The sequence below is a fragment of the Kitasatospora griseola genome, assembly GCF_044999035.1.
Classification (GTDB): Bacteria; Actinomycetota; Actinomycetes; order Streptomycetales; family Streptomycetaceae; genus Kitasatospora; species Kitasatospora griseola.
The window spans coordinates 3,117,494-3,142,077 of record NZ_CP173360.1; the positions used below are offsets into that span (position 1 = coordinate 3,117,494).

Consider the following 24,584-nt stretch of genomic DNA (forward strand, 5'->3'; position numbering starts at 1 on the left):
AAATGTCCGCTTTCTGCCCCGGGCGTGCGGGTGGGGCAGCCGTTTGTCCGCTTCTCCGGCTCGTGTTGAATTCCAGCTACCCCGTAGTATCCGAGCGGGTCGCGGCCCGTCGGGGGGTAGCCGCCGGATTGATCCATGGCCGCCAGTCGGTCGAGAGGTTGTTGTCGAGTGAGGCGTAAGCAGCCAGTCACCCCGCAGCGGCGCTCCGAGCCCCGCCAGCAGGAACCGGTAAGCGGCCAGACCACCGGTCAGTTCTCCGCGTTCACCGCGGCCGAGGACCGCGGCGAGCCGCAGCGCACCGCCCCCGCCGCAGCCGGCGAGTCGGCCGAGCGGACCGGTGCCGGCAAGGAGGCCCCGCGCCGCGTCGGCAGCCGGGCCGATTTCCTTTCGCCGCTGAACTGGCGGGTGCCGACCCGTCTGGTGGCGATCCTGGTCATCCCCGTGGTGATCGCGCTGGTCTTCGGCGGCCTGCGCGTCAACACCTCGCTGGACGACTACACCAACGCCGACCACGCGGTGCGCGTCGCCAAGGTGGCGAGCGCCGCGACCAAGCTGGCCGACGCGCTGCAACAGGAGCGCGACGAGAGCCTGGTGCCGCTGCTCACCGGCCAGGGCGACCAGGGCGAGGTGAAGAAGCTCCGGGAGCGGACCGACCAGGCGCTGGCCGAGTACCGCGCCACCTTCGCCAAGATCAAGGACGACCCGACGGTCGCCCGCCGCAACGCCCAGTTCGAGTCGATGGCGCTCTCGCTGGACCACCTGCGGCAGAACGCGTACAAGAAGGAACTGTTCGCGACCGCGACCGCCAACGCGTACTCGATGATCTTCGCGCCGCTGCTGGCGATGGACAACTCGGTCGGCTTCGGCTCCACCAACGTCACCTCCAAGGGCCGCGCCATCTACGCGATGTCGCTGGCCAAGGCGTCCGCCTCGACCCAGCGCGCGCTGATGCTGCACCTGCTGGTCGGCCTCGGCGTCGGCGGCGTGGACGGCCACCAGGGCCAGGACCTGATCCAGGGCCTGATGGTCGCCTCCAAGCTGGAGCAGACCGCCCGCGACGAGTTCAACACCGCCTCCAGCGACGAGGAGGTGAAGGTCTACTCGGACGCCGAGGTCGCCCAGGCCACCGCCGACCAGCGCCTGCCGCTGCGCATGCCGGACGGCCACACCATGCCCACCATGGGCGCGCTGCTGATGGTCGGCATGAGCTACGGCAACCAGCTGGCCACCGCCGCCTCCGACCGCGACGCCGCCGCCCGCATCATCAACGCGGCCGGCACCGACGGCCTGACCCGCCCGCTGTGGGACCAGGCCACCAAGAGCCACATGAGCGCGCTGCGCGCGGCCGAGGGCGAGCTGCTCGACCAGGTCGTCGCCGACGCCCAGGCCATCAAGGACCGGGCGTTCACCGACTGGGTGCTCAACTCGCTGATCGTGATCGCCTCGCTGGTGCTGGCCGGTCTGCTCACCGGCTACATCGCCCGCTCGATGATCCTCGGCATGCGGACCCTGAACACCGCCGCGCTGGACATCGCCAACCACCGTCTGCCGGAGCTGGTCGACAAGCTCTCCAAGACCGACCCGGAGCGGGTCGACACCGCGGTCGCCCCGATCCCGCTGCACGGCAAGGACGAGATCGGCGAGGTCGCCCGCGCCTTCGACCAGGTCCACCAGCAGGCCGTCTCGCTGGCCGCCGAGCAGGCGCTGCTGCGGGGCAACGTCAACGCGATCTTCACCAACCTGTCGCGCCGCAGCCAGGGCCTGATCCAGCGCCAGCTGGCGCTGATCACCGACCTGGAGAACAACGAGGCCGACCCGGACCAGCTGGAGAACCTCTTCAAGCTGGACCACCTGGCCACCCGTATGCGCCGCAACGGCGAGAACCTCCTGGTCCTCGCGGGCGAGGAGCCCGGCCGCCGCTGGAACACGCCCGTCCCGCTGGTCGACGTGCTGCGCGCCGCCGCCTCCGAGGTGGAGCACTACGAGCGCATCGAACTGGCCGGCATCCCCGAGGCCGACGTGGTCGGCCCCGCCGTGACCGACCTCGTCCACCTGCTCGCCGAGCTGCTGGAGAACGCCACCACGTTCTCCTCCCCGCAGACCCGGGTGCTGGTCAACGCCACCGGCCTGCCGGACGGCCGGGTGCTGATCGAGATCCACGACAAGGGCATCGGCCTGACCGCCGAGGACTTCGCCGAGATCAACGAGAAGCTCGCCGAGCCGCCCACCGTGGACGCCACCATCTCCCGCCGCATGGGCCTGTTCGTGGTCGGCCGGCTGTCCCAGCGGCACGACATCCGCGTGCAGCTGCGCCCGTCGGGCGAATCGGCCGGCACCACCTCGCTGGTGATGCTGCCGCAGCAGCTCACCCGGCTGGCCCGGATTCCCGAGCCGCAGGGCGAGGAGTTCACCGTCTCGCGGATCTTCGCCGAGCAGGAGCCCACTCCCGCCGAGTGGACCTTCGACGGCCCGGAGCGCACCGCCGCGGAGCTCGGCTTCGACGACCACCTGCCCACCCCCGGCCTGCCCGCCGGCGGCAACGGCTTCTCCCCCGCGCTGGAGTCCATGCAGCGCTCGCAGCGCCTGGAGGAACGCCGCCGGGCCGCCCTGGAGATCGGTCCGGGCGCCGCCGCCGGGGAGCCGATGGAGGCGGAGCTCCTGGAGTCGCCGTACGGCGCCGAGGAGCCCCTCGCCGAGAACGGCTACCAGGCCGCGTACGCCGACGACTACCGCCGTCCGGAGTCCGACCCCTTCACGGCCCCGTACGAGCCCCAGCAGGCCGCCCAGGACGCCGGCTACGGCTACCAGGGCGCCGACTACGGCCATGAGCCGTACCCGCCCGCCGAGCAGCGCTACCAGGACGACCCGTACGCGCCCGAGCAGTACCGGGCCCCGTACGCGCCGGCCGGCTACCAGGACGACCCCTTCCAGGGCGGGCAGCAGTACGGCGACGAGTACCAGCAGCCGTACGCCGCCGGGCAGTACGCCGAGGAGCAGTACCCGGAGGCGCAGTACGCCGACGAGTACCAGCAGGAGTACGGCTACGAGGAGCCCGCCGGGCACCCGTACCCGACCGAGGAGCTGCCGGCCCTGCCGCCGGCCGGCGGGACGACCGGCAGCGGGCTGCCGCAGCGCCGGCCCGGCCAGCAGCTGGCCGGCGCGGGCGGCGGGCAGTCGGCCGCCGAGAGCCCGAACTGGTTCACCGGCGCGAAGGACACCTCGGAGCCCGTCGAGTCGCGCGGCCACGACGTGTCGGCGCTCGGCGGCTACGGGCCGACCGGCCCGACCGCGGCGCCCAGCGAGTGGGAGTCCCCCAACGACGGCGACTGGCAGCGCGCGGAGAAGCTCCGCGAGCCCTCCAGCTCCGGCACGACCCCGTCGGGCCTGCCCCGCCGGGTGCCGCGGCAGAACCTGGTCCCCGGCAACGCCAAGCCCACCCCGCAGGAGGGCCCGCAGGTCTCCCGCGACCCGAACGAGGTCCGCGGCCGCCTGACCAACCTGCGCCGCGGCGTCGAGCAGGGCCGCCAGGCCGGCGGCGACTCCGGTACCACCGGCACTTTCCGCATCGACCCCGACCAGGGGGCGTACGGTGATGGACCGCACAACAGCAGCACCGATCTCTTCGGCGGCTCGAACCAGCAGGAGCGTTGAGTTGACCCAGATGAGCCAGGCCGCACAGAACCTGAACTGGCTGATCACCAACTTCGTGGACAACACCCCCGGGGTGTCCCACACGGTGGTGGTCTCCGCCGACGGTCTGCTGCTGTGCATGTCCGAGGGGTTCCCCCGGGACCGTGCCGACCAGCTCGCCGCCGTCGCGTCCGGACTGACCTCGCTGACCTCCGGCGCCAGCCGGATCTTCGAGGGCGGCGACGTGACCCAGACCGTGGTCGAGATGGAGCGGGGCTTCCTGTTCCTGATGGCGGTCAGCGACGGCTCCGCGCTCGCGGTGCTCGCCTCGCCGGACTCCGACATCGGCCTCGTCGGCTACGAGATGGCCCTGCTGGTGGACCGCGCCGGCGCGGTCCTGACGCCCGCTCTGCGGGCCGAACTCCAGGGCAGTCTCCTGCATTGACGGTTCGTCGGATACCGTCCTGGTATTCGAAAGACCTCATTGCCCGTCCCGAGGTCGCTTCGGCGGCCTCGGGACCGGGCGTTGTACGGCCTTCGCACCACCGGCCCCGGCGCTCCTCGGCGACGCGGCCAGCTACGCACCGCCGCACCCCTTTGAGGAGATGAACCGTGACACCGCCCGACCACAGTGGCCAGTTCGGCGTCCCGTACGCGGGCTCCGGCCACGACGCTTTCGGGACTCCCGGCGTCGGCCACGGTCAGCAGCAGCAGTACGCGCCGCAGTTCAACAACGGTGGCCAGTCGTACCTGCCCCCGCAGTCCGACCCGCGCTGGCACCAGCAGCCCGGCGGATACGGCCAGGCCTACCCCGGCCAGGAGGCGTTCCCGCACGACCCCGCCGACCTGCCGCACCGTTACGAACCTCCGCACGCCGAACATCCTTACGAGGACGACGAGTTCGACGAGTACGAGGACACCGAGCCGCTGATCCGCCCCTTCGCCATGACCGGCGGACGCACCCGGCCGCGCTACGAACTCGCCCTGGAAGCACTGGTCTCCGCGTCGGTCGACCCGGCCCGGATGGCCACCCTGCTGCCCGAGCACCAGCGGATCTGCTCGCTGTGCGCCTCCGACGTCAAGTCGGTGGCGGAGATCTCCGCCCTGCTCGGCCTCCCCCTGGGGGTGGCCCGCATTCTCGTGGCGGACCTGGCCGAGGCCGGCCTGGTCGCCATCCACCAGCCCGCAGCCGGCGGTGAATCCGGCAACCAGCCCGACGTCACGCTGCTCGAAAGGGTCCTCAGTGGACTTCGCAAGCTCTAACGCGGCCGCCCCCAGCCGCGCGACCACCTCCGCCAAGATCGTCGTCGCAGGCGGATTCGGCGTGGGCAAGACGACGCTCGTCGGCGCGGTCTCCGAAATCAACCCCCTGCGCACCGAAGCCGTCATGACCAGCGCCTCCGCCGGCATCGACGACCTCAGCCACGTCTCCGGCAAGACGACCACCACCGTCGCCATGGACTTCGGCCGCATCACCCTCGACGAAGACCTCATCCTCTACCTCTTCGGCACCCCCGGACAGGACCGCTTCTGGTTCATGTGGGACGACCTCGTCCGCGGCGCCATCGGCGCCGTCGTCCTCGTCGACACCCGCCGCCTCGCCGACTGCTTCCCCGCCCTCGACTACTTCGAGAACAGCGGACTCCCCTTCGTCGTCGCCCTCAACGGCTTCGACGGACACCAGCCCCACACCGGCGACGAGGTGCGTGAGGCCCTGCAGTTGAACCCGGACATCCCGATCATCACCCTCGACGCCCGACGCCGGGACAGCGCCAAGAGCGCCCTCATCACCCTCGTCGAGCACGCCCTCCTCGCCCGCCTGCGCTGACGAAGAGGTCATGGTCACGCCCAGAAGGGGGCGTGCGGAGCCTTCCGCACGCCCCCTGGGCACTTCCTCGCACCGACCGCTACTACGGCTGCTGATCGGCCCTCAGCAGGCCGTAGGTGTACGCGTCCTCCAGCGCCACCCAGGACGCCGCGATCACGTTGTCCGCCACCCCGACCGTCGACCACGTCCCGGTGCCGTCGGTGGACTCGATCAGCACCCGGGTCTTCGAACCGGTGCCGTGCTGGCCCTCCAGGATGCGGACCTTGTAGTCCACCAGCTCCAGCTTCGCCAGCGGCGGAAAGATCGACTCCAGCGCCGCCCGCAGCGCCTTGTCCAGCGCGTCGACCGGGCCGTTGCCCTCGCCGGTGGCGACCTTCCGCTCGCCCCGCGCCCACAGCTTCACGGTGGCCTCGTTGCCCGCCCGACCCTCCGGGCCCTGCTCGCTGATGGTCCGCCAGGACTCCAGCTCGAAGAACCGCAGCCGCTCGCCGCCGTTCACCTCGTCGCGCAGCAGCAGCTCGAACGAGGCGTCCGCCGCCTCGTAGGTGTAGCCCAGGTTCTCCTGCGCCTTCACCCGGGCCACCACCCGGCCCGCCAGGTCGCGGTCGCTGGACAGGTCGTAGCCCAGCTCCTTGCCCTTCAGCTCGATCGACGCCCGGCCCGCCATGTCGGACACCAGCATCCGCATGGTGTTGCCGACCAGCTCCGGATCGATGTGCTGGTACAGGTCCGGGTCCACCTTGATCGCGGAGGCGTGCAGGCCCGCCTTGTGCGCGAACGCCGAGAAGCCGACGTACGGCTGATGGGTCGACGGGGTCAGGTTGACCACCTCGGCGATGGCGTGCGAGATCCGGGTCATCTCGGCGAGACTGCCGGCCGGCAGCACCCGGCGGTCGTACTTCAGCTCCAGCGCCGCCGTCACCGGGAACAGGTTGGCGTTGCCGACCCGCTCGCCGTAGCCGTTCGCGGTGCACTGAACGTGCGTGGCGCCCGCGTCCACCGCGGCCAGCGTGTTGGCGACCGCGCAGCCGGTGTCGTCCTGCGCGTGGATGCCCAGCCGGGCGCCGGTCTCCGCCAGCACGGTGGCGACGATCTCCCGCACGCCCGCCGGCAGCATGCCGCCGTTGGTGTCGCACAGCACGACCACGTCCGCGCCGGCCCCGTGCGCGGCCCTGACCACGGCCAGCGCGTACTCCGGGTTCGCCTTGTACCCGTCGAAGAAGTGCTCGCAGTCGATGAACACCCGGCGGCCCCGGGAGCGCAGGAACTCCACGCTGTCCCGGACCATCTCCAGGTTCTCCTCCAGCGTGGTGCGCAGCGCGAGCTCCACGTGCCGGTCGTGGGACTTCGCCACCAGCGTCACCACCGGCGCGCCGGACGCCACCAGCGCCGCCAGCTGCGGGTCCTCGGCGGCCTTCCCGCCGGCCCGGCGGGTCGCCCCGAACGCCACCAACTGGGCGTTCTTCAGCTCCAGTTCGGCCTGGGCACGGGCGAAGAACTCGGTGTCACGGGGGTTGGCACCGGGCCAGCCGCCCTCGATGAAGCCGACGCCGAACTCGTCCAGGTGGCGCGCGATGGCCAGCTTGTCCGCCACGGTGAGGTTGATCCCCTCCCGCTGGGCGCCGTCGCGGAGCGTGGTGTCGAAGACGTGGAAGCCGTCGTGCGGGCGGCTGTTGGCCTCGGTCATGGCCCTGGGTTCTCCGTTCGGTGGAGTTTTTCGTGCATTTTGCCGGGATCGGAATCCGGCTCCACTGTCCAGCATCCCGCGCGCGTCCCCGGTGTCTCCGGGCCCCTCGTGAGGGCCCGGGCCGGTCCGGGACAAAACAAAAGACCCCTCGCGGGTGCGAGAGGTCTGCGCGCGGGTCTGGACGCTGGTGGTCGCTCCGCGATCAGGGTGTTGCCACGGAAGCGGTCACTGCGGACCGGCGCGCCTGCTGCTAATAATCAGCGAAAGCGAGGACACCTTTGCAGTCTTGCACACCGTCCGCGATACGACAGACCCGTCTCGCCATCCGAAACGGCTACCCGAAGAGGTCGGCCGTGTCCAGCTCGAACCCGAACGGCTCGGGCAGCGGCAGCAGGTCCCCCGACCGGACGGTGGTCGTCATGCCGTAGTCACCACGCCCGGGGCGTTCATGGAGCACGACCTCGCGTTCCCGGAGGTCCAGCACCAGGTACCGGGCGATCCCCGCCGCCGCGTAGGACGACCGCTTGATCCTCCGCTCCCTGGCCGGCAGACGGGTGGCCACTTCCAGCACCATCACCACACCTGACGGCTTCCACCACGGTGGCTGGCCGTCCATCGCGCCGTAGTCGGTGAACACGGCATCCGGAATGAAGTGGCCTCCGGGCACCACCAGGCCCTTGTGACACCCGAGGTCGAATTCACAGCCGGCCCGGAAAACCTGTTCGACCACCCGGCTGATCGCGATCGCGTGACCGCCGTCGTGCGGCGGAGACAGCACGATCTCGCCCCCGACCAGCTCGATGCGGTAGCCCTCCGGGGCTTCCAGTGCGAGGAAGTCCTCCAGCAGATGCGGGTCTTCCGGCTCGATCGCGTACACGACGGACTCCTTCTCCCACCGAGCCCAACGCGCCGCCGCGACAGAAGTCACCGCACACCACGGGGCCCGGGCATTCCGCCATGGAATGCCCGGGCCGGTGGCGTCAGACGATCTTGTGGAGCCAGCCGTGGGTGTCCGGACGGTGGCCGCTCTGGACGGCGAGGAGGGCCTCGCGGAGCTGCATGGTGATGGGGCCGGGCTCGCCGGTGGCGACGGTCCAGTCGGCGGTGGCGGACTTGACGTGGCCGACGGGGGTGATGACGGCGGCGGTGCCGCAGGCGAAGACCTCGGTGATGGTGCCGTCGGCGTTGCCCTGCTTCCACTCGTCGGTGGAGATCTTGCGCTCCTCGGAGCGGTAGCCGAGGTCGCCCGCGAGGGTGAGCAGCGAGTCGCGGGTGATGCCGGGGAGCAGGGCGCCGGAGAGCTCGGGGGTGACGACGGTGGCGTTCTCGCCCTCGCCGACGACGAAGTAGAGGTTCATGCCTCCCATCTCCTCGACCCACTTGTGCTCGGCGGCGTCCAGCCAGACCACCTGGTCGCAGCCCTTGGCGGCGGCCTCGGCCTGGGCGACCAGCGAGGCCGCGTAGTTGCCGGCGCACTTCGCGGCGCCGGTGCCGCCCGGCGCGGCGCGGACGTAGTCCTCGGAGAGCCAGACCGAGACCGGCTTGACGCCGCCGGGGAAGTACGCGCCGGCCGGCGAGGCGATGATCATGAAGATGTAGGAGTTGGCCGGGCGCACACCCAGGCCGACCTCGGTGGCGAACATGAACGGCCGCAGGTAGAGGCTCTGCTCGGCCTGGTTCGGCACCCACGCCTGGTCCTGCTGGACCAGCAGCTCGACGGCCTCGACGAACGCCTCGACGGGCAGTTCCGGCATCGCCAGCCGGCGGGCGGAGGCCTGGAAGCGCTCGGCGTTGGCCTCCGGGCGGAAGGTCGCGATGGAGCCGTCGGCCTGGCGGTAGGCCTTCAGGCCCTCGAAGATCGCCTGCCCGTAGTGCAGGGTCATGTTGGCCGGGTCGATCTCCAGCGGCGCGTACGGTGTCAGCTGGGCATCGTGCCAGCCGCGGCCCTCGGTCCAGCGGATGGTCACCATGTGGTCGGTGAAGATCCGGCCGAAGCCGGGGTTGGCCAGTCGTGCCTCGCGCTCCGCGTCGGACAGCGGCTGCGCCGAGGGCTTGAGGTCGAACGTGATGGGCGCCTGGGTGGGCGTACTCATGGCTGTCTGTCCTTCACCGTGGGGTTTGGCTGGGCCACCGCCGGGCGGAGGAACGCATGACGGCACGGCCCACTGTCGATACTCGCATCCAGAGGGCCGTGCCGAACAGCCGGGAGGCTGTACGTATATGAACCGGCCCGTCGGCCGGAATTGTGGTCCGGCCGGTCAGCCCGATACTCGGGCGGCGAGCGCGTCGCCGACCTCGGAGGTGGACCGGGCGCCGGCGCGCTCGGTGAGGTCCGCGGCGACCGCGGCCTCGACCTGGGCTGCCTCGGCGGCGAAGCCGAGGTGCTCCAGCAGCATGGCGACCGACAGCACGGTGGCGGTCGGGTCGGCCTTGCCCTGGCCGGCGATGTCCGGGGCGGAGCCGTGCACCGGCTCGAACATCGACGGGAAGTCGCCGCTCGGGTTGATGTTGCCGGACGCGGCCAGGCCGATGCCGCCGGTGACGGCCGCGGCGAGGTCGGTCAGGATGTCGCCGAACAGGTTGTCGGTGACGATCACGTCGAACCGCTCGGGCTGCGTGACGAAGAAGATCGTCGCCGCGTCCACGTGCAGGTAGTCGGTGGTGACCTCGGGGAACTCCCGGCCGACCTGCTCGAAGATCCGGGTCCACAGGTGGCCGGCGTGCACCAGCACGTTGTTCTTGTGGACCAGCGTCAGCTTCTTGCGCGGGCGGGCCTGGGCGCGGCGGTAGGCGTCCCGGACGACCCGCTCGATGCCGAACGCGGTGTTCAGGCTGACCTCGGTGGCGACCTCCTGCGGGGTGCCGGTGCGCAGCGTGCCGCCGTTGCCGACGTACGGGCCCTCGGTGCCCTCGCGGACCACCACGAAGTCGATCTCCGGCTGCCCCGCCAGCGGCGACTGCACACCCGGGAACAGCTTGCCGGGACGGAGGTTGATGTGGTGGTCGAAGGCGAACCGCAGCTTCAGCAGCAGCCCCCGCTCCAGCACCCCGGACGGCACGCTCGGGTCGCCGATCGCCCCGAGCAGGATCGCGTCCTGCCCCTTGAGCTCCGCCAGCACCATGTCCGGCAGCGTCTCCCCGGTCCGGTGGTACAGCCGGGCCCCGAGGTCGTACTCGGTGGTCTCCAGCTTCACATCGGAGGGCAGAGCGGCGCGAAGCACCTTGAGGCCCTCGGCCACGACCTCCTGGCCGATGCCGTCACCCGGGATCACTGCGAGACGAATGGTGCGAGACATGTTTCGGACAGTACAACCGTCCCAGGCCCTGAGCACGCGCCGTCCACCATCTGGACGGGGCGTCAGCTCAGCTCGATGTCGACGGGGAACGGGTGCTCGATCTTGAGTCGGTCGTGGAAGATCCCGGTGGGGGTGTAGCGGTTGCTCGCCGGGTCCAACTCGTAGGTGTAGACGACGGGTCGGCCGTCGACGTTCTCCACCCGCCAGAAGAAGCGGATGCCGGCGGCGGCGTACTTGACGGGCTTGATCTCGCGGTCGCGGATCTTCGACTCGCCGGACACCACTTCGACCGCCAGCAGGACGTCGGCCGCAAGGCTGAAGGTCTGGCTCTGGCCCGTGTTCCCCTCTTCGGCGACCACCATGAGATCCGGCTCCGGTCGATTGCGAGTGTCGATCTTGACCGACATCTCGCGCAGGACCTCCCACCCCGAGGGGACGGCGGCGGCCAGCGCGTTCTCGAGAACGCGGAGCACGCGCATGTGGAACCTCACCTGCGGACTCACGAAAACCAGGCTCCCGTCGATCAACTCGGTGTGCGGCGGGAGGTCCGGCAGTCGGTCGAGGTCGTCGGCGGTGTAGCCGCCGACCGGCGGGCGGAGCCAGTCCGGGTACGGGTCGACGCTCATCAGTGCTCCCATGGCGGGGATTCTGGCCTGTGCTGTCAGGCTACCGGGTGGTTTCCCGCCCGGGACCACCCTTCTGAGTGAGCAGCTGGACGCGCTGCCCGACCCGGTTCAGGTGGTGGATGAGCAGGGCGTCCCGCAACGCGGTGCGGAGGGTCTCGCCGGGTCGGACGGTGTGCAGGACGGGGGTCGGGCGGGTGAGGTCTACGGGGTACGGGCCGAGGGTGGAGGGGGTCGGGTCCGGGCCGGTGGAGAGGGTGTAGTGGAGGTCGGTGGCCGGGGGGAGCGCGGCGAGGCGGACGGGGAGGAGGACGGTGTCGGAGTCGAGGAGGGCGGTGTCGGTGTCGCCCCAGCGGCCGTTCAGGGGCTGGACGTCGAGTTCGGCGCCGGTGCGGGCGTCGAGGGTGCGGGCGACGAGGACGTCGCTGCCGGGGAGGCGGTCGGCGCGGACGGTGGCGTCGGGGGTGCCGTCGCCGTCGAGGTCGAGGGAGGCGTGGAGGCCGTGCGCGCCGACGGGCGTCGCGGCGGGGGCCGACAGCACGGCGGCGAGGTGGAGCACGCCCTGGTCGTCGACGGCGGCTGCGGCGTGCCGCAGCTCGGCGGCGGGGTCACCGGCGGTGCCGCCGGGCTGCAGGACGGTGAGCAGGTCGGGCTGCGCGACGGCGAACGCGGCGGGGGTGCCGAGCGCGGTGGCGTCGGTGGCGTGGCGCGGCGCGGCGAACAGCGGAACCCGGAGCGCGGGCAGGCCCGGGTCCGCGGGGGTGAGGACGAGCCGCCCGGACAGTTCGCTCCGGTAGGTGCGGGCGTGCCCGGCCTGGACGAGGTCGAGGGTCGGATCGGGCGCCCGCCCGAGGCCGCTCCCGAGGCGCAGCGTGACGGTGACCTTCGCCGTGCCGTACGGCGGCAGCGCCACCCACGCGGGCGACAGCCCGAACGTCGCGCCGGGAACCTCCGTCGAGCCCGAGTATCCGACCCGGTAGGCGAGGTGACGGTCGCTCAGGTTACGGACGGCGACCTCGCGGGTGGCCGTGTACGCCCCGGTGGCCTCGACCACGCCGAACGAGACGCCGACCGCGCCCTCCAGCTGGGTGCCGTACGCGAGGGCGGGGGTACGGACGGCTTCGTCCACCCGGACCCGGCCGCTGCCGGTGCGTTCGGGGCCGTACACCGGCCCGGTGCGGTCGTCGTGCAGGTAGGTGTCGGTGGCCGTGTTCATCAGCGCGGCCTTGATCTCGGCGACGCTCCGTTCGGGGTACGCGGAGCGGACCAGCGCGGCCAGGCCGGCCAGGTGCGGGGTGGCCATCGAGGTGCCGTCCTCGCGTTGGCCGTCGCTGCCGGAGCCGGCCTTCGCCGACCAGACGGTCTCGCCGGGCGCGGCCAGGTCGGGTTTGACGATGCCGTCGACGCCGATGCCGCGGGAGGTGAAGGAGGCGAGGGTGTCGGTGCGCTGTGGCTGGTCCTGCGGGACAGCGCCGTGCAGCGGGTTGCCGGGGGCGGCGAGCCGGACGGTGACGGGGCCGTTCCGGGCGGCGGTCAGCAGCCGTTCGCCGTCGGCGCGGGCCAGGATCGCGGCGGGGATCCGTTCGTCGCCGGCGATCTCGCCGAGGCTGTCGCGGTCGGCGGCGTACAGCGCGCCGATCGCTCCGGCGTCGGCGGCGTGGTCGGCGCGCGGGGCGGAGCCGCAGGTCCGGTCGGCGTCCCTGGTGGTCCAGCGCAGGACCGCGATCCTCCCCCGCAGCCGGTCCGCGTCGGCCTGGTCGAACGCCGCGCAGCCGTCCGAGTCCGCTGCCGGAACCGCGAGTTCGCCGCTCACCGCAGCGGTGTCCCACTGGGTGTACCGGCCGCTCCAGTGCGCGGGGACGGTCCCGGCGAGGTCGGCGGGGGCGAGCACGGTGATGCCGTCGGCGTCGCTGTGCGGGTCGACGGAGGCGGCGGCGGTGAGCACCCGGGCGGCGGTGCCGGGGCTGCCGCCGATGCCGTACGCGTCGCCGTCGTTGCCGGCGGCGGCGACCACCACGGTGCCGAGGGCGGCGAGCCGGTCGGCGGCGAGGGCGTCGGCGTCGTCGGGGCGGCCGAAGGGACTGCCGAGGGAGAGGTTGACCACGTCGAGGCGGTCGGAGAGGTCGCCGTCGCCGTTCGGGTCGGCGGCCAGGTCGAGGGCGGCGGCGAGCCGGTCGGTGGAGCCGTGGCAGCCGAACACCTTGATGGCGTACAGCTGGGCGCCGGGGGCCGCGCCGGGGGCGACCTTGAAGTCGGCGGGGTTCAGGCCGGGCCGGTAGGGCCCGCGGTAGGGCTTGCCGTCGGTGGTGACGCCGAGGCCGGCGGCGGTGCCGGCGACGTGGGTCCCGTGGCCGTTGGCGGCGCAGTCGAGCGGGTTGTCGTCGGGGTGCGGGTCGGGCTGGTAGTGCTCGGCGGCCGGATCGGGGTCGTAGTCGTCGCCGACCAGGTCCTTGCCGCCGATCACCTTGTCGTTGGGGAACAGTCCGGCGGGCGCGGGCGCGGCGCCGTCCACGGCGCGGTAGGCGTCGGGGGTGCCGGGGCCGCCGAAGTCGGCGTGGGTGTAGTCGATGCCGGAGTCGACGATGCCGATCCGGATGCCTTCGCCGGTGTGTCCGGCGGGCCCGTCCCACACGTTCGGGGCGCCGGTGAGCGGCACCGAGTAGCCGTTGGCGGGCCGTTCGAGCGTGATGGGGTGGACGGCGCGTACGCCGGGCAGGCCGGCCAGGCGCGGGAGTTCGTCGGCGGGCAGCCGCAGGGCGAGCCCGCTGACCAGGGTGCGGGTGCGGTACAGCGGGCGGGCGTGCGGGACGGCGCGCCGCAGCGTGGCGGTGAGGGTGTCCAACGAGCGGTCGGCGGCGGCGCGTTGGGCGCTGCCGGCGGCGGCCGCGGCGCGCCTGGCCTGGTCGGGGGTGCGGAGTTCGCGCCGGGCGCTGTCCTGGGCGCGCCGCCAGGCGGTGGCGGCGGGCTCGGTCGACAACTCCAGCAGCACGGCGGTGCTGGGCCCGGGCGACCCGGCGGGGTGGGCGGGTGCGGTCGGGGCGAGCAGGGCGAGGGTGGCGAGGAGGCCGAGGGCGGTGCGCACCGCCCCAACCTAGGAGCCGCCGCGGGGCCGGGTGCGGACGTTCACCGCATGGGTGACGGTAAGTCACCCGACCGGCGCAGTAGGGCGGTTGGTGCTCAGCCCTCGGCGGGGGCGCCGTTGTCCCGGCGGTCGAGGGCGCGCTGCAGGGCGGCGGCGGTGCGCGGGTCGGCCTGGGCGCGGCGACGGCGGCGCTGGGCGACGGCAGCGGCGGCGGAGGGCGTGGTGGGGGCGGTGGTGCGGTCTGCGACGAAAGGCATACCGGGCTCCTTGATGCGGGGGCGCAGCAGCGCGCGAGTGCGAGGGTCGGTGACGGAGAGGTACGCCTGACAGGGGTCGCCTGCCGTACCGCGTACGTGCCCACGGGCCACGCGCCCCGGCGTTGCGGGGGTGGCGCACCGTATGACTACTCCACAGTACGACGGGTGGGCCGCACTGTCGTCGAAATTACTTGGATTTCCTAGTATCTGAGACGGCGACGGCCGACGGGTATGCGAACGGCCCTTCCGCCTCAAGGTCGGAAGGGCCGTTCGGGGGTACCGAAGGGACGTCAGCCCAGGTTCACCGAGCGGGCGAAGCGGGCGCCGATGGCGGCGGCGATCTCGGTCAGGACGTCCTGCGAGACCTCGGTGTCGACGGTGATCGAGGCGAGCGCGCTGTCGCCGTCGCGGGCCACCTGCATGCCGGCGATGTTGATGCCGGCGTCGCCGAGGATCCGGCCGAGGGTGCCGACCACGCCGGGGCGGTCCTCGTAGTGGAAGAACGCCATGTGGTCGGTGAGCGCCACGTCCACGTCGAAGCCGTCCACGCCGACGATCTTCTGGGTCTGCTTGTGGCCGGAGAGGGTGCCGGAGATCGACACCTCCTCGCCGTTCGCCAGGGTGCCGCGGACGGTGATCACGTTGCGGTGCTCGGGCGACTCGCTGGAGGTGGTCAGGCGGACCTCGACGCCACGCTCCTGGGCGAACAGCGGGGCGTTGACGTAGGACACCGTCTCGGCCACCACGTCCTCGAACACGCCCTTCAGCGCGGAGAGTTCGAGCACCTTCACGTCGTGCTGGGTGATCTCGCCGCGGACCTCGACATCGAGGCGGACGGCCACCTCGCCGGCCAGCGCGGTGAAGATCCGGCCGAGCTTCTCGGCCAGCGGCAGGCCCGGGCGCACGTCCTCGGCGATCACGCCGCCCTGGACGTTGACCGCGTCCGGCACGAGCTCGCCGGCCAGCGCGAGGCGCACCGACCTGGCGACCGCGATGCCGGCCTTCTCCTGCGCCTCGTCGGTGGAGGCGCCCAGGTGCGGGGTGGCGACCACGTTGTCGAAGGCGAACAGCGGCGAGTCGGTGCACGGCTCCTTGGCGTACACGTCCAGGCCGGCGCCGGCGACCCGGCCGTCCTGCAGGGCGCGCAGCAGCGCGTCCTCGTCGACGATGCCGCCGCGGGCGGCGTTGACGATCCGCACGCTCGGCTTGACCTTGTGCAGCGCCTCGTCGCCGATCAGACCGATGGTCTCCGGGGTCTTCGGCAGGTGCACGGTGATGAAGTCCGAGACCTCCAGCAGCTCTTCGAGCGAGAGCAGCTTGACGCCCATCTGGGCCGCGCGGGCGGCCTGGATGTAGGGGTCGTAGGCGACGATCTTCATGCCGAACGCGGACATCCGCTGCGCGACCAGTACGCCGATCCGGCCGAGGCCGACCACGCCGAGGGTCTTCTCGCTGAGCTCGACGCCGGTGTACTTGTTGCGCTTCCACTCGCCGTCCTTGAGCGCGGCGTTGGCGGGCGCGATGTTGCGGGCGACCGAGATCAGCAGGCCGCAGGCGAGTTCGGCGGCGGTGACGATGTTGGAGGTCGGCGCGTTGACGACCATCACGCCGGCCTTGGTGGAGGCGGCGACGTCGACGTTGTCCAGACCGACGCCGGCGCGGGCGACGACCTTGAGCTTCTTCGCGGCGGCCAGCGCCTCGGCGTCCACCTTGGTGGCGGAGCGGATCAGGATGGCGTCCACGTCGGCGATCGCGGCCAGCAGTTCGGTGCGGTCGGCGCCGTTGCAGTGCCGGATCTCGAAGTCGGGGCCCAGCGCGTCCACGGTGGCCGGCGAGAGCTCTTCAGCGATCAGAACGACAGATTTGCTCACGACAGTGTGTCCTAACTGTCCGGTTCACCCCGCCACACGGAGGTGGCGTGCACAGGGCGGGGGAAGGTGGCATGTCGCGTAGCTAGACGCACGACGCTGTGGGCCTGACGCGTATTCGGGAGTCTATCGGCGGGCCGCCGGGGGGACTGCTCCCGTCCGGCGAAATCACCCGGACGGGAACAGCCTTGTTGTACAACGGAGGTGGGGTCGATCAGGCGCTTTCGTCGACCCAGCTCATCAGCTTGCGCAGCTTCTTGCCGGTGGTCTCCAGCAGGTGGTCGGCGTCCGCGTTCTTGTACTCGTTGTACTTGGGCAGGCCGGCCTTGTACTCGGCGATCCAGGTGTTGGCGAAGGTGCCGTCCTGGATCTCGGCGAGGACCTTCTTCATCTCGGCCTTGGTGTCGGCGGTGATGATGCGGGGGCCGGTGACGTAGTCGCCCCACTCGGCGGTCTCGGAGACCGACCAGCGCATCTTCTCCAGGCCGCCCTCGTACATCAGGTCGACGATCAGCTTCAGCTCGTGGAGGCACTCGAAGTAGGCGATCTCGGGCTGGTAGCCCGCCTCGACCAGGGTCTCGAAGCCGGCCTTGACCAGGGCGGCGGTGCCACCGCAGAGGACGGCCTGCTCACCGAACAGGTCGGTCTCGGTCTCCTCGGTGAAGGTGGTCTTGATGACGCCGGCCTTGGTGCCGCCGATGCCCTTGGCGTACGACAGCGCCAGGTCGAAGCCCTTGCCGGTGGCGTCCTGCTCGACGGCCACGATGCACGGGACGCCGCGACCCTCCTGGTACTGGCGGCGGACCAGGTGGCCCGGGCCCTTCGGGGCGACCATGCAGACGTCGACGTCGGCCGGCGGCTGGATGAAGCCGAAGCGGATGTTCAGGCCGTGGCCGAAGAACAGGGCGTCGCCCGCCTTCAGGTTCGGCTCGATGGCCTCCTTGTAGACGTCGGCCTGGATCGGGTCCGGCACCAGGATCATGATGACGTCGGCCTCGGCCGCGGCCTCGGCCGGGGTGACCACGCGCAGGCCGGCCTCCTGGGCGGCGGCACGGGACTTGGAGCCCTCCAGCAGGCCGACGCGGACGTCCACGCCCGAGTCGCGCAGCGACAGCGCGTGGGCGTGGCCCTGGCTGCCGTAGCCGATGACCGCGACCTTGCGGGCCTGGATGATGGACAGGTCGGCGTCGTCTTCGTAGAACAGCTCGGCCACGGGGGCACATCTCCTTGCGTGGTGGTGTTGCCGGGGGTTCCTACCGTAGGCGCACCCGGCGGGGGTTCGGTGGTGGTGCTCAAGTGTTGATACGGCGCGCGGAGCGCGTCCTTCGAGGGTGGTGGTGGGCGGCGAGACGACCGGTGTCAGGCGCTGCGGTCGAGGGCCCGCAGCGAGCGGTCGGTGATGGAGCGGGCGCCGCGGCCGATCGCGACCAGGCCGGACTGCACCAACTCCTTGATGCCGTAAGGCTCCAGCATCTTCAGCATGGCCTCCAGCTTGTCCGAGGAGCCGGTCGCCTCGACGGTCACCGCGTCGGGCGACACGTCGACGGTCTTGGCGCGGAACAGCTGGACGATCTCGGTGACCTGGGAGCGGGTCTCGGCGTCGGCGCGGACCTTCACCAGGACGAGTTCGCGCTGGACGGCCTGGGCCTGGTCCAGCTCCACGATCTTGATCACGTTGACCAGCTTGTTGAGCTGCTTGGTGACCTGCTCCAGCGGCAGCTCCTCGACGCTGACCACGATGGTCATCCGGGAGATGTCGGGGTGCTCGGTCGGGCCGACCGCCAGCGAGTCGATGTTGAAGCCGCGGCGGGAGAACAGCGCGGCGATCCGGGCGAGCACGCCGGGCTTGTTCTCGACCAGGACGGACAGGGTGTGCTTGGACATGGTGGTCATCGCTTTCCGACTCGTCAGTCCTGGTCGTCGCCGAAGTCGGGGCGCACGCCCCGGGCGAACTGGATCTCGTCATTGCTGGTGCCGGCCGCGACCATCGGCCAGACCATCGCGTCCTGGTGGACGATGAAGTCGATGACCACCGGGCGGTCGTTGATCTCCATGGCCTGCTTGATGACCGCGTCCAGGTCCTCGGGGCGCTCGCAGCGCAGGCCGACGCAGCCCATCGCCTCGGACAGCATCACGAAGTCCGGGATCCGGGTGCCCTGGGCGGGCTGCTCGATGCCGTCGTGGCCCGGGCCGGAGTGCAGCACGGTGTTGGAGTAGCGCTGGTTGTAGAACAGCGTCTGCCACTGGCGGACCATGCCCAGCGAGCCGTTGTTGATGACCGCGACCTTGATCGGCAGGTTGTTCAGGGTGCAGGTAGTCAGTTCCTGATTGGTCATCTGGAAGCAGCCGTCGCCGTCGATCGCCCAGACCGGGACGTCCGGCTTCCCCGCCTTGGCGCCCATCGCGGCCGGCACGGCGTAGCCCATGGTCCCGGCGCCGCCGGAGTTCAGCCAGGTCGCGGGCTTCTCGAACCGGATGAACTGGCTGGCCCACATCTGGTGCTGGCCGACGCCCGCGGCGTAGATCGCGTCCGGGCCGACCAGCTGGCCGATCCGCTCGATCACCTGCTGCGGCGACAGCATGCCCGCGGGGGCGGGCTCGTGGCCGATCGGGTAGGTCTTCTTCCAGTGGTCCAGCTTGGTCCACCAGTCCGTGTAGTCGCCGCGGTGGCCGGCGTCGAACTCGGCCTGGACGGCGACGATCAGGTCGGCCAGCACCTCGCGGGCGTCGCCGACGATCGGGACGTCCGCCGGGCGGTTCTTGCCGATCTCGGCCGGGTCGATGTCGGCGTGCACGACCTTGGCGTTCGGGGCGAACGAGTCGAGCCTGCCGGTGACCCGGTCGTCGAAGCGGGCGCCCAGGGTGAACAGCAGGTCGGACTTCTGCAGCGCGGTGACGGCCGGGACCGAGCCGTGCATGCCGGGCATGCCCAGGTGCTGCGGGTGGCTGTCCGGGAAGACGCCGATCGCCATCAGGGTGGTGACCACGGGGGCGCCGGTCAGCTCGGCCAGGATCCGCAGCTCCGCGCCGGCGTTGGCCTTCAGCACGCCGCCGCCGACGTACAGCACCGGGCGCTTGGAGTTGACCAGCAGCTTGGCGGCCTCGCGGATCTGCTTGGCGTGCGGCTTGGTGACCGGGCGGTAGCCGGGCAGCGAGGCCTCGACCGGCCAGCGGAAGGTGGTGGTGGCCTGCAGGGCGTCCTTGGCGATGTCGACCAGGACCGGGCCGGGGCGGCCGGTGGCGGCGATGTGGAACGCCTCCGCGATCACCCGGGGGATCTCGGCGGGGTCGGTCACCAGGTAGTTGTGCTTGGTGATCGGCATCGTGATGCCGCAGATGTCCGCCTCCTGGAAGGCGTCCGTGCCGATCGCCTTGGAGGCGACCTGGCCGGTGATCGCGACCATCGGGACGGAGTCCATGTAGGCGTCGGCGATCGGGGTGACCAGGTTGGTGGCGCCGGGGCCGGAGGTGGCCATGCAGACGCCGACCTTGCCGGTGGCCTGCGCGTAGCCGGTCGCGGCGTGGCCGGCGCCCTGCTCGTGGCGGACCAGGATGTGCCGGACCTTGGTGGAGTCCATCAGCGGGTCGTACGCGGGGAGGATGGCGCCGCCCGGAATGCCGAAGACCGTGTCGGCCCCGACGGCCTCGAGCGAGCGAATGAGCGACTGCGCGCCGGTCATCGTCTCGACGGTCTGCTGACCCGGAGCGTGGGCGGCCGGGTGGTCCCCGCGGCGGGGGGTTGCGGCGTGCTCAGTCATCTGCCTGTCTCTTCTCGGGTTCTGCTCGGGGTGGCGCCGGCCCTGGTGGCGGTGGCTCCCGGGGCGGTCTCCGGCGGTGCCTCGATCGTCCGGATTTCGGGGGGTTGAGGCCAGGGTTCCTGCGGTGGCCGACCCGGATTCGTGCAACAAAAAACCCCTCGTGCCAAGGGCATGCGAGGGGGAGGCGCGTCAGGCTGGTCTTCAGCCGACGCGCCCGCCAAGTACGAGAATTCGGGTGGTCATGGCACCGACCTTCCTCCCACGCGGCGGTGGGTGTCAAGCTGGTGGGACCGACGTCTCACCATTCGGGCCGCCGATCGGACCGCCCACGGTGTGGCGTTGCGGCAGCTCAAGGCCGCTGTGGAGGGGTACCGGACGGGCCGCCGAGGCCTCCGAGAGGCCGCCCGTGCGGGGCTCCGGGGTGAGCAGCGGGCGCCGGCCGGCGTGGCCCTGACCGGGGCGCGGGACGGGGTAGCCGCGGCGCAGCAGGGCGCGGCGCAGCCGCAGTTCGTCGAGCGGACGGTCGAAGGCCAGGCCCTGGCCGCGCCGGCAGCCGAGCTCCTGGAGCACGGCGACCTGCCGGGGGTGGTCGACGCCGTCGGCGCCGGTGACCAGGCCGAGGTCCCGGCCGAGGCGCAGCGCGTGCCCGGCGAGCGCCCGGGTGAGGGTGGAGTCTGCGATGTCCTGGACCAGGCTGCGGTCCAGTTTGAGCGCGTCGAACGGCATCCGGGCGAGGACGCCGAGCGAGCCGCCGCCGGCGCCGAACCCGGCGAGCGCGGTGGACACCCCGAGGCGGCGGAACGCGGCCAGCCGGCGGCCGAGTTCGTCGGCGAGGGCGTCGGGGCCCATCCGGGAGACCTCCAGGACCAGCAGGTCGGGCGGCAGTTCGGTGTCCCGCAGGGCGCCGGCCAGGGTCTCGTACATGCCGGGGGCGCAGAGCCGTTCGGCGGCCAGCCGGACGGTGACCGCGACGGGCGGGGCGGCGGGGCCGTCGGCGCGGCGGCGGGCGGCGGCGGCGACCGCCTCGGTGACCAGCCAGCGGGCGAACCGGGTGGCGCCGTCGCCGGTGTCGGCGGTGCGCAGGAACTCGGCGGGGGTGAGCAGCATGCCTTCGGCGGAGCGCCAGCGGGCCTGCGCCTCGACGCCGGTGAGCCGGCCGCCGGCCAGTTCGACCACGGGCTGGTGGAGCAGCGCGAAGGAGCCTTCGCGGACGGCGGCGCGCAGTCGTTCCTCCAGTTCGCCGCGCCGGTCGAGTTCGGCGCGCATCGCGGGCGTGTAGAGCACCACCCGGCCCTTGCCGCGGGACTTGGCCTGGTACATCGCCAGGTCGGCGTTGCGCAGCAGTTCGTCGGCGGCGAGGGCGGCCAGGTGGTCGGCGCTGCGGGCCCGGGCGTCCTCGTCCTCGCCGGGGACGGGTTCGGGGACGGGCAGCGGGCTGTCGGGGCCGAACGCGATGCCGATCGAGGCGGCGACGCCGAGTTCGGCGCCGCCGATCCAGTACGGCTCGGTGAGCGCGGCGCGGATCCGTTCGGCGAGGTCGCGGACCTGCGGGTGGCCGAGCCGGCCGCGGACCAGGACGGCGAACTCGTCGCCGCCGAACCGGGCTACGGTGTCCTCGGTGCGGACGGCGGTCTGGAGCCGGCGGGCGGCCTGCACCAGGAGTTCGTCGCCGACCTGGTGGCCCGCGGTGTCGTTGACGGCCTTGAAGCCGTCGAGGTCGAGGAAGAGCACGGCGACGGCGGTGCCGGCCGGGCCCTGCGCGGAGAGCGCGGCCCGGACCCGGTGGGCGAAGAGGGCGCGGTTGGGCAGGTCGGTCAGCGGGTCGTGGAACGCGTTGTGCTGCAACTGGGCCTGCAGGCGCACCCGTTCGGTGATGTCGCGGCTGTTCAGGATCAGCCCGTCGCGGTACGGGTTGACGGTGGATTCGACGTGCAGCCACTCCCCCTCGCCGGAGCGGATCCGGCACTCCACCCGGGCGGAGGGCTCGCCGTTGTGGAACCGGGCGCCCCGGGCGCGGGCCAGGATCCGGCGCACCTCGGCCAGCACCCGGTCGACGTCCTCGGGGTGGACCAGGTTGAGCAGGTTGCCGCCGACCAGTTCCTCCGGGTCGCGGTTGTAGACCCGCAGCGCGGCGGGGCTGACGTAGGACAGCGCGCCGGACGGTCCGGCGATCATGATGACGTCGCTGGAGCCCTGCACCAGGGAGCGGAAGTGGGCTTCCTTGGTGGCGAGTTCCTGCGCCAGCGACAGGTTGTCGATCAGCATGACGCCCTGCCGGATGATCAGGGCCAGGCCGACGGTGCTGGCGGCGGCGAGCATCACCCGGTCCAGCGGGCGGCCGCCGAGCGCGTTGTAGAGGATGCCGGCAGTACAGACCGCGGCGGCGGCGTAGGGCGTGAGCGCGCTGAACGTGGAGGCGACCCGGCGGCGCGGCGAGCCCTGGGCGGACGGGTGCTCGCGGCTGGCCCGGCGGGTGTGCGACCAGGGCGCCCAGGCGAGCAGCAGGGAGCCGGCGAACCAGCCGGCGTCCAGCAGTTCGCCGGAGTGGTAGTCGCTGTGGAACTGCGGGGTGGTGAACAGCGCGTCGCACACCACGGTGACGGCGAGGCCGATCATCGCGGTGTGCACGGCGGCCCGGTTGCGGTCCCGGCCGCGGACGTTCAGGCCGACCACCAGGCTGACCAGCAGGATGTCCAGCACGGGGTAGCCGAGGCCGAGGGCGAGCTTCAGCGCGGAGTCACCGTCGCCGGCGGCGACCCGGCCGAGCGCCAGGCTCCAACTGAGGGTGAACAGCGAGCCGGCCACCAGCCAGGCGTCCAGCACCAGGCAGAGCCAGCCGGCCGGGTTGCGGGGGCGCTGGGCGAGCACCAGCAGGCCGGTGATGGCGAGCGGGGCGAACAGCAGGAACGGGTAGTCGGCGGCGGAGTCCGGCGGCAGCGGCCGGCCGAGCACCACCTCGTACCAGCCCCAGACGCCGTTGCCGAACGCCACCACCGCCGAGGAGAGCCCGAACAGCAGCCAGGCGGGACGGGTGTGGCCGCCGATCGCGACGCCGTGCGCGACACAGGACAGCGCGGCCGCGAGGGCGGCCCCGGCGAGGCCGAAGTCCCCCATCACCAGCGCGAGTTCGCACGATCCCCAGCCGATCCCGGCGCCCACCGCGTACCCGGCGCAGAGCACCGCGAGCAGCACGGCCGTGAGCCTGCGCAGGGCAGGGCGGGCAGGCAGCACCGATTCGGTGGAGTTCAATCGACATCTCCCCCTCCGGCCCGTGGCCGTACCGGTGTTCCCGCTCCGGACCCTACACCAATCCCGTCACGCACCGGCACGCCTCCTCAACTCAGCGTAATGATTGCCAGGTGGGGCGGGGGGCCTTCGGGGCGGTGTCGCCCGTTCGGCCCAGACGTCGACCCTTTCGGGAAGGGCGGCGAGGCATCGGGACCCCGATCGGACCCGCCTGACGATCCCTCAGTTCGCCCGACCCGGTGGGACGTTCGCGCCATCCCGCACGGCGGCCTTCCACCAGGCCGGGTTGTCGCGGTACCAGTCGACGGTGTCGGCCAGGCCGCGGGCGAACGGGACCTGCGGCCGGTAGCCGAGCTCCTCGCGGATCTTGCGCTCGTCCAGCGAGTAGCGCAGGTCGTGGCCCTTGCGGTCGGCGACGTGGCGCACCGCGCTCCAGTCGGCGCCGAGGTGCTCCAGCAGCCGTTCGGTGATCTGCCGGTTGGTCCGCTCGTCGCCGCCGCCCACGTTGTAGACCTCGCCGGCCCGGCCGCCGTCGAGCACCAGCTGGATCGCCCGGCAGTGGTCGTCCACGTGCAGCCACTCGCGGATGTTGGCGCCCTCGCCGTACAGCGGGACGGGCCGGCCCTCCAGCAGGTTGGTGATGAACAGCGGGACGAGCTTCTCGGGGTGCTGGTACGGGCCGTAGTTGTTGGAGCAGCGGGTGGTCGAGACGTTCAGCCCGTGGGTGCGGAAGTAGGCGCGGGCGATCAGGTCGGCGCCGGCCTTGGAGGCGGCGTACGGGGAGTTGGGCAGCAGCGGCGACTCCTCCGTCCAGGAGCCCCGGTCGATGCTGCCGTACACCTCGTCGGTCGAGACGTGCACCACCCGCTCGACTCCGGAGCGCAGCGCGGCCTCCAGGACGTTCTGGGTGCCGCCGACGTTGGTGCGGACGAACTCGGCGGCGGACTCCAGCGAGCGGTCCACGTGCGACTCGGCGGCGAAGTGCACCACCGCGTCGTGGCCGGGCGTCAGTTGGCGCAGCAGGTCGAGGTCGCAGACGTCGCCGTGCACGAAGTCCAGCCGGGGGCCGGCGGCCGGCAGGTTCTCCCGGTTGCCCGCGTACGTCAGCTTGTCGACGACCGTCACCCGGGCGCCGCGCAGGCCGGGGTAGCCGTCCGCGAGCAGCGTCCGGACGTAGTGCGAGCCGATGAAGCCGGCGCCGCCGGTGACCAGGATCCTCATGTGGTCCTCTTCCCGAAAACGACGGTGCCCGCCCCCACGTCGGGAACGGGCACCGTGCGGAGCGACAGCACTCGGGCGAGCTGCTCCG

17 protein-coding genes are annotated in these 24,584 nt (G+C 72.1%); 4 read left to right on the forward strand and 13 right to left on the reverse strand.

Features of this window, described 5'->3' with window-relative positions:
• Positions 1–168: 168 nt before the first annotated feature.
• From ACI1MP_RS13975 to ACI1MP_RS13990, 4 genes are all read left to right on the forward strand, one after another.
• Positions 169–3,651, forward strand: coding sequence for a nitrate- and nitrite sensing domain-containing protein (locus ACI1MP_RS13975; protein WP_380334044.1), 3,483 nt, complete (start codon positions 169–171; stop codon positions 3,649–3,651).
• 10 nt (positions 3,652–3,661) lie between these two features.
• Positions 3,662–4,075 (forward strand): roadblock/LC7 domain-containing protein, encoded by a 414-nt coding sequence (locus ACI1MP_RS13980; protein WP_014138208.1) that lies wholly within the window; start codon positions 3,662–3,664, stop codon positions 4,073–4,075.
• Between the two features lie 167 nt (positions 4,076–4,242).
• Complete coding sequence (locus ACI1MP_RS13985; RefSeq protein WP_083462666.1) at positions 4,243–4,893, forward strand: DUF742 domain-containing protein; 651 nt, start codon at positions 4,243–4,245, stop codon at positions 4,891–4,893.
• A complete protein-coding gene (locus tag ACI1MP_RS13990; protein ID WP_100587920.1) occupies positions 4,874–5,458 on the forward strand; it encodes an ATP/GTP-binding protein in 585 nt (194 codons plus the stop codon). Before ACI1MP_RS13985 ends, ACI1MP_RS13990 begins: the two co-directional genes overlap by 20 nt.
• A gap of 82 nt (positions 5,459–5,540) precedes the next feature.
• On the opposite strand, the gene cimA is transcribed toward ACI1MP_RS13990, so the two are convergent.
• The 13 genes from cimA to rfbB form a co-directional block, all read right to left on the reverse strand.
• Positions 5,541–7,145, reverse strand: coding sequence for a citramalate synthase (gene cimA / locus ACI1MP_RS13995; RefSeq protein WP_404868780.1), 1,605 nt, complete (start codon positions 7,143–7,145; stop codon positions 5,541–5,543).
• Between the two features lie 334 nt (positions 7,146–7,479).
• Positions 7,480–8,022 carry a Uma2 family endonuclease gene (locus ACI1MP_RS14000; protein ID WP_380334037.1) on the reverse strand — a complete coding sequence of 181 codons (543 nt, stop codon included), beginning with the start codon at positions 8,020–8,022 and terminating at the stop codon, positions 7,480–7,482.
• Positions 8,023–8,125: 103 nt separating this feature from the next.
• Entirely contained in the window at positions 8,126–9,238 is a 1,113-nt protein-coding gene (locus tag ACI1MP_RS14005; RefSeq protein WP_189270899.1) for a branched-chain amino acid aminotransferase, read from the reverse strand.
• Between the two features lie 165 nt (positions 9,239–9,403).
• Complete coding sequence (locus ACI1MP_RS14010) at positions 9,404–10,441, reverse strand: 3-isopropylmalate dehydrogenase (protein ID WP_404868781.1); 1,038 nt, start codon at positions 10,439–10,441, stop codon at positions 9,404–9,406.
• A gap of 62 nt (positions 10,442–10,503) precedes the next feature.
• Complete coding sequence (locus ACI1MP_RS14015; protein ID WP_380334031.1) at positions 10,504–11,079, reverse strand: Uma2 family endonuclease; 576 nt, start codon at positions 11,077–11,079, stop codon at positions 10,504–10,506.
• A gap of 28 nt (positions 11,080–11,107) precedes the next feature.
• Positions 11,108–14,146, reverse strand: coding sequence for a S8 family serine peptidase (locus ACI1MP_RS14020; protein ID WP_404868782.1), 3,039 nt, complete (start codon positions 14,144–14,146; stop codon positions 11,108–11,110).
• Between the two features lie 95 nt (positions 14,147–14,241).
• Complete coding sequence (locus ACI1MP_RS14025; protein WP_198520578.1) at positions 14,242–14,403, reverse strand: hypothetical protein; 162 nt, start codon at positions 14,401–14,403, stop codon at positions 14,242–14,244.
• 290 nt (positions 14,404–14,693) lie between these two features.
• A complete protein-coding gene (serA, locus tag ACI1MP_RS14030; RefSeq protein WP_363472432.1) occupies positions 14,694–16,274 on the reverse strand; it encodes a phosphoglycerate dehydrogenase in 1,581 nt (526 codons plus the stop codon).
• Positions 16,275–16,485: 211 nt separating this feature from the next.
• On the reverse strand, positions 16,486–17,484 hold the full coding sequence (gene ilvC, locus ACI1MP_RS14035; protein WP_387998119.1) for a ketol-acid reductoisomerase: 999 nt from the start codon (positions 17,482–17,484) through the stop codon (positions 16,486–16,488).
• Between the two features lie 146 nt (positions 17,485–17,630).
• Positions 17,631–18,155, reverse strand: coding sequence for an acetolactate synthase small subunit (ilvN, locus tag ACI1MP_RS14040; RefSeq protein WP_380334221.1), 525 nt, complete (start codon positions 18,153–18,155; stop codon positions 17,631–17,633).
• 23 nt (positions 18,156–18,178) lie between these two features.
• Positions 18,179–20,029, reverse strand: a complete 1,851-nt coding sequence (locus ACI1MP_RS14045) for an acetolactate synthase large subunit (protein ID WP_380334024.1) — start codon at positions 20,027–20,029, stop codon at positions 18,179–18,181.
• Positions 20,030–20,305: 276 nt separating this feature from the next.
• Positions 20,306–23,278 carry a putative bifunctional diguanylate cyclase/phosphodiesterase gene (locus ACI1MP_RS14050; RefSeq protein ID WP_380334022.1) on the reverse strand — a complete coding sequence of 991 codons (2,973 nt, stop codon included), beginning with the start codon at positions 23,276–23,278 and terminating at the stop codon, positions 20,306–20,308.
• Positions 23,279–23,497: 219 nt separating this feature from the next.
• Entirely contained in the window at positions 23,498–24,496 is a 999-nt protein-coding gene (gene rfbB, locus ACI1MP_RS14055) for a dTDP-glucose 4,6-dehydratase (protein WP_404868783.1), read from the reverse strand.
• Positions 24,497–24,584: the final 88 nt, after the last annotated feature.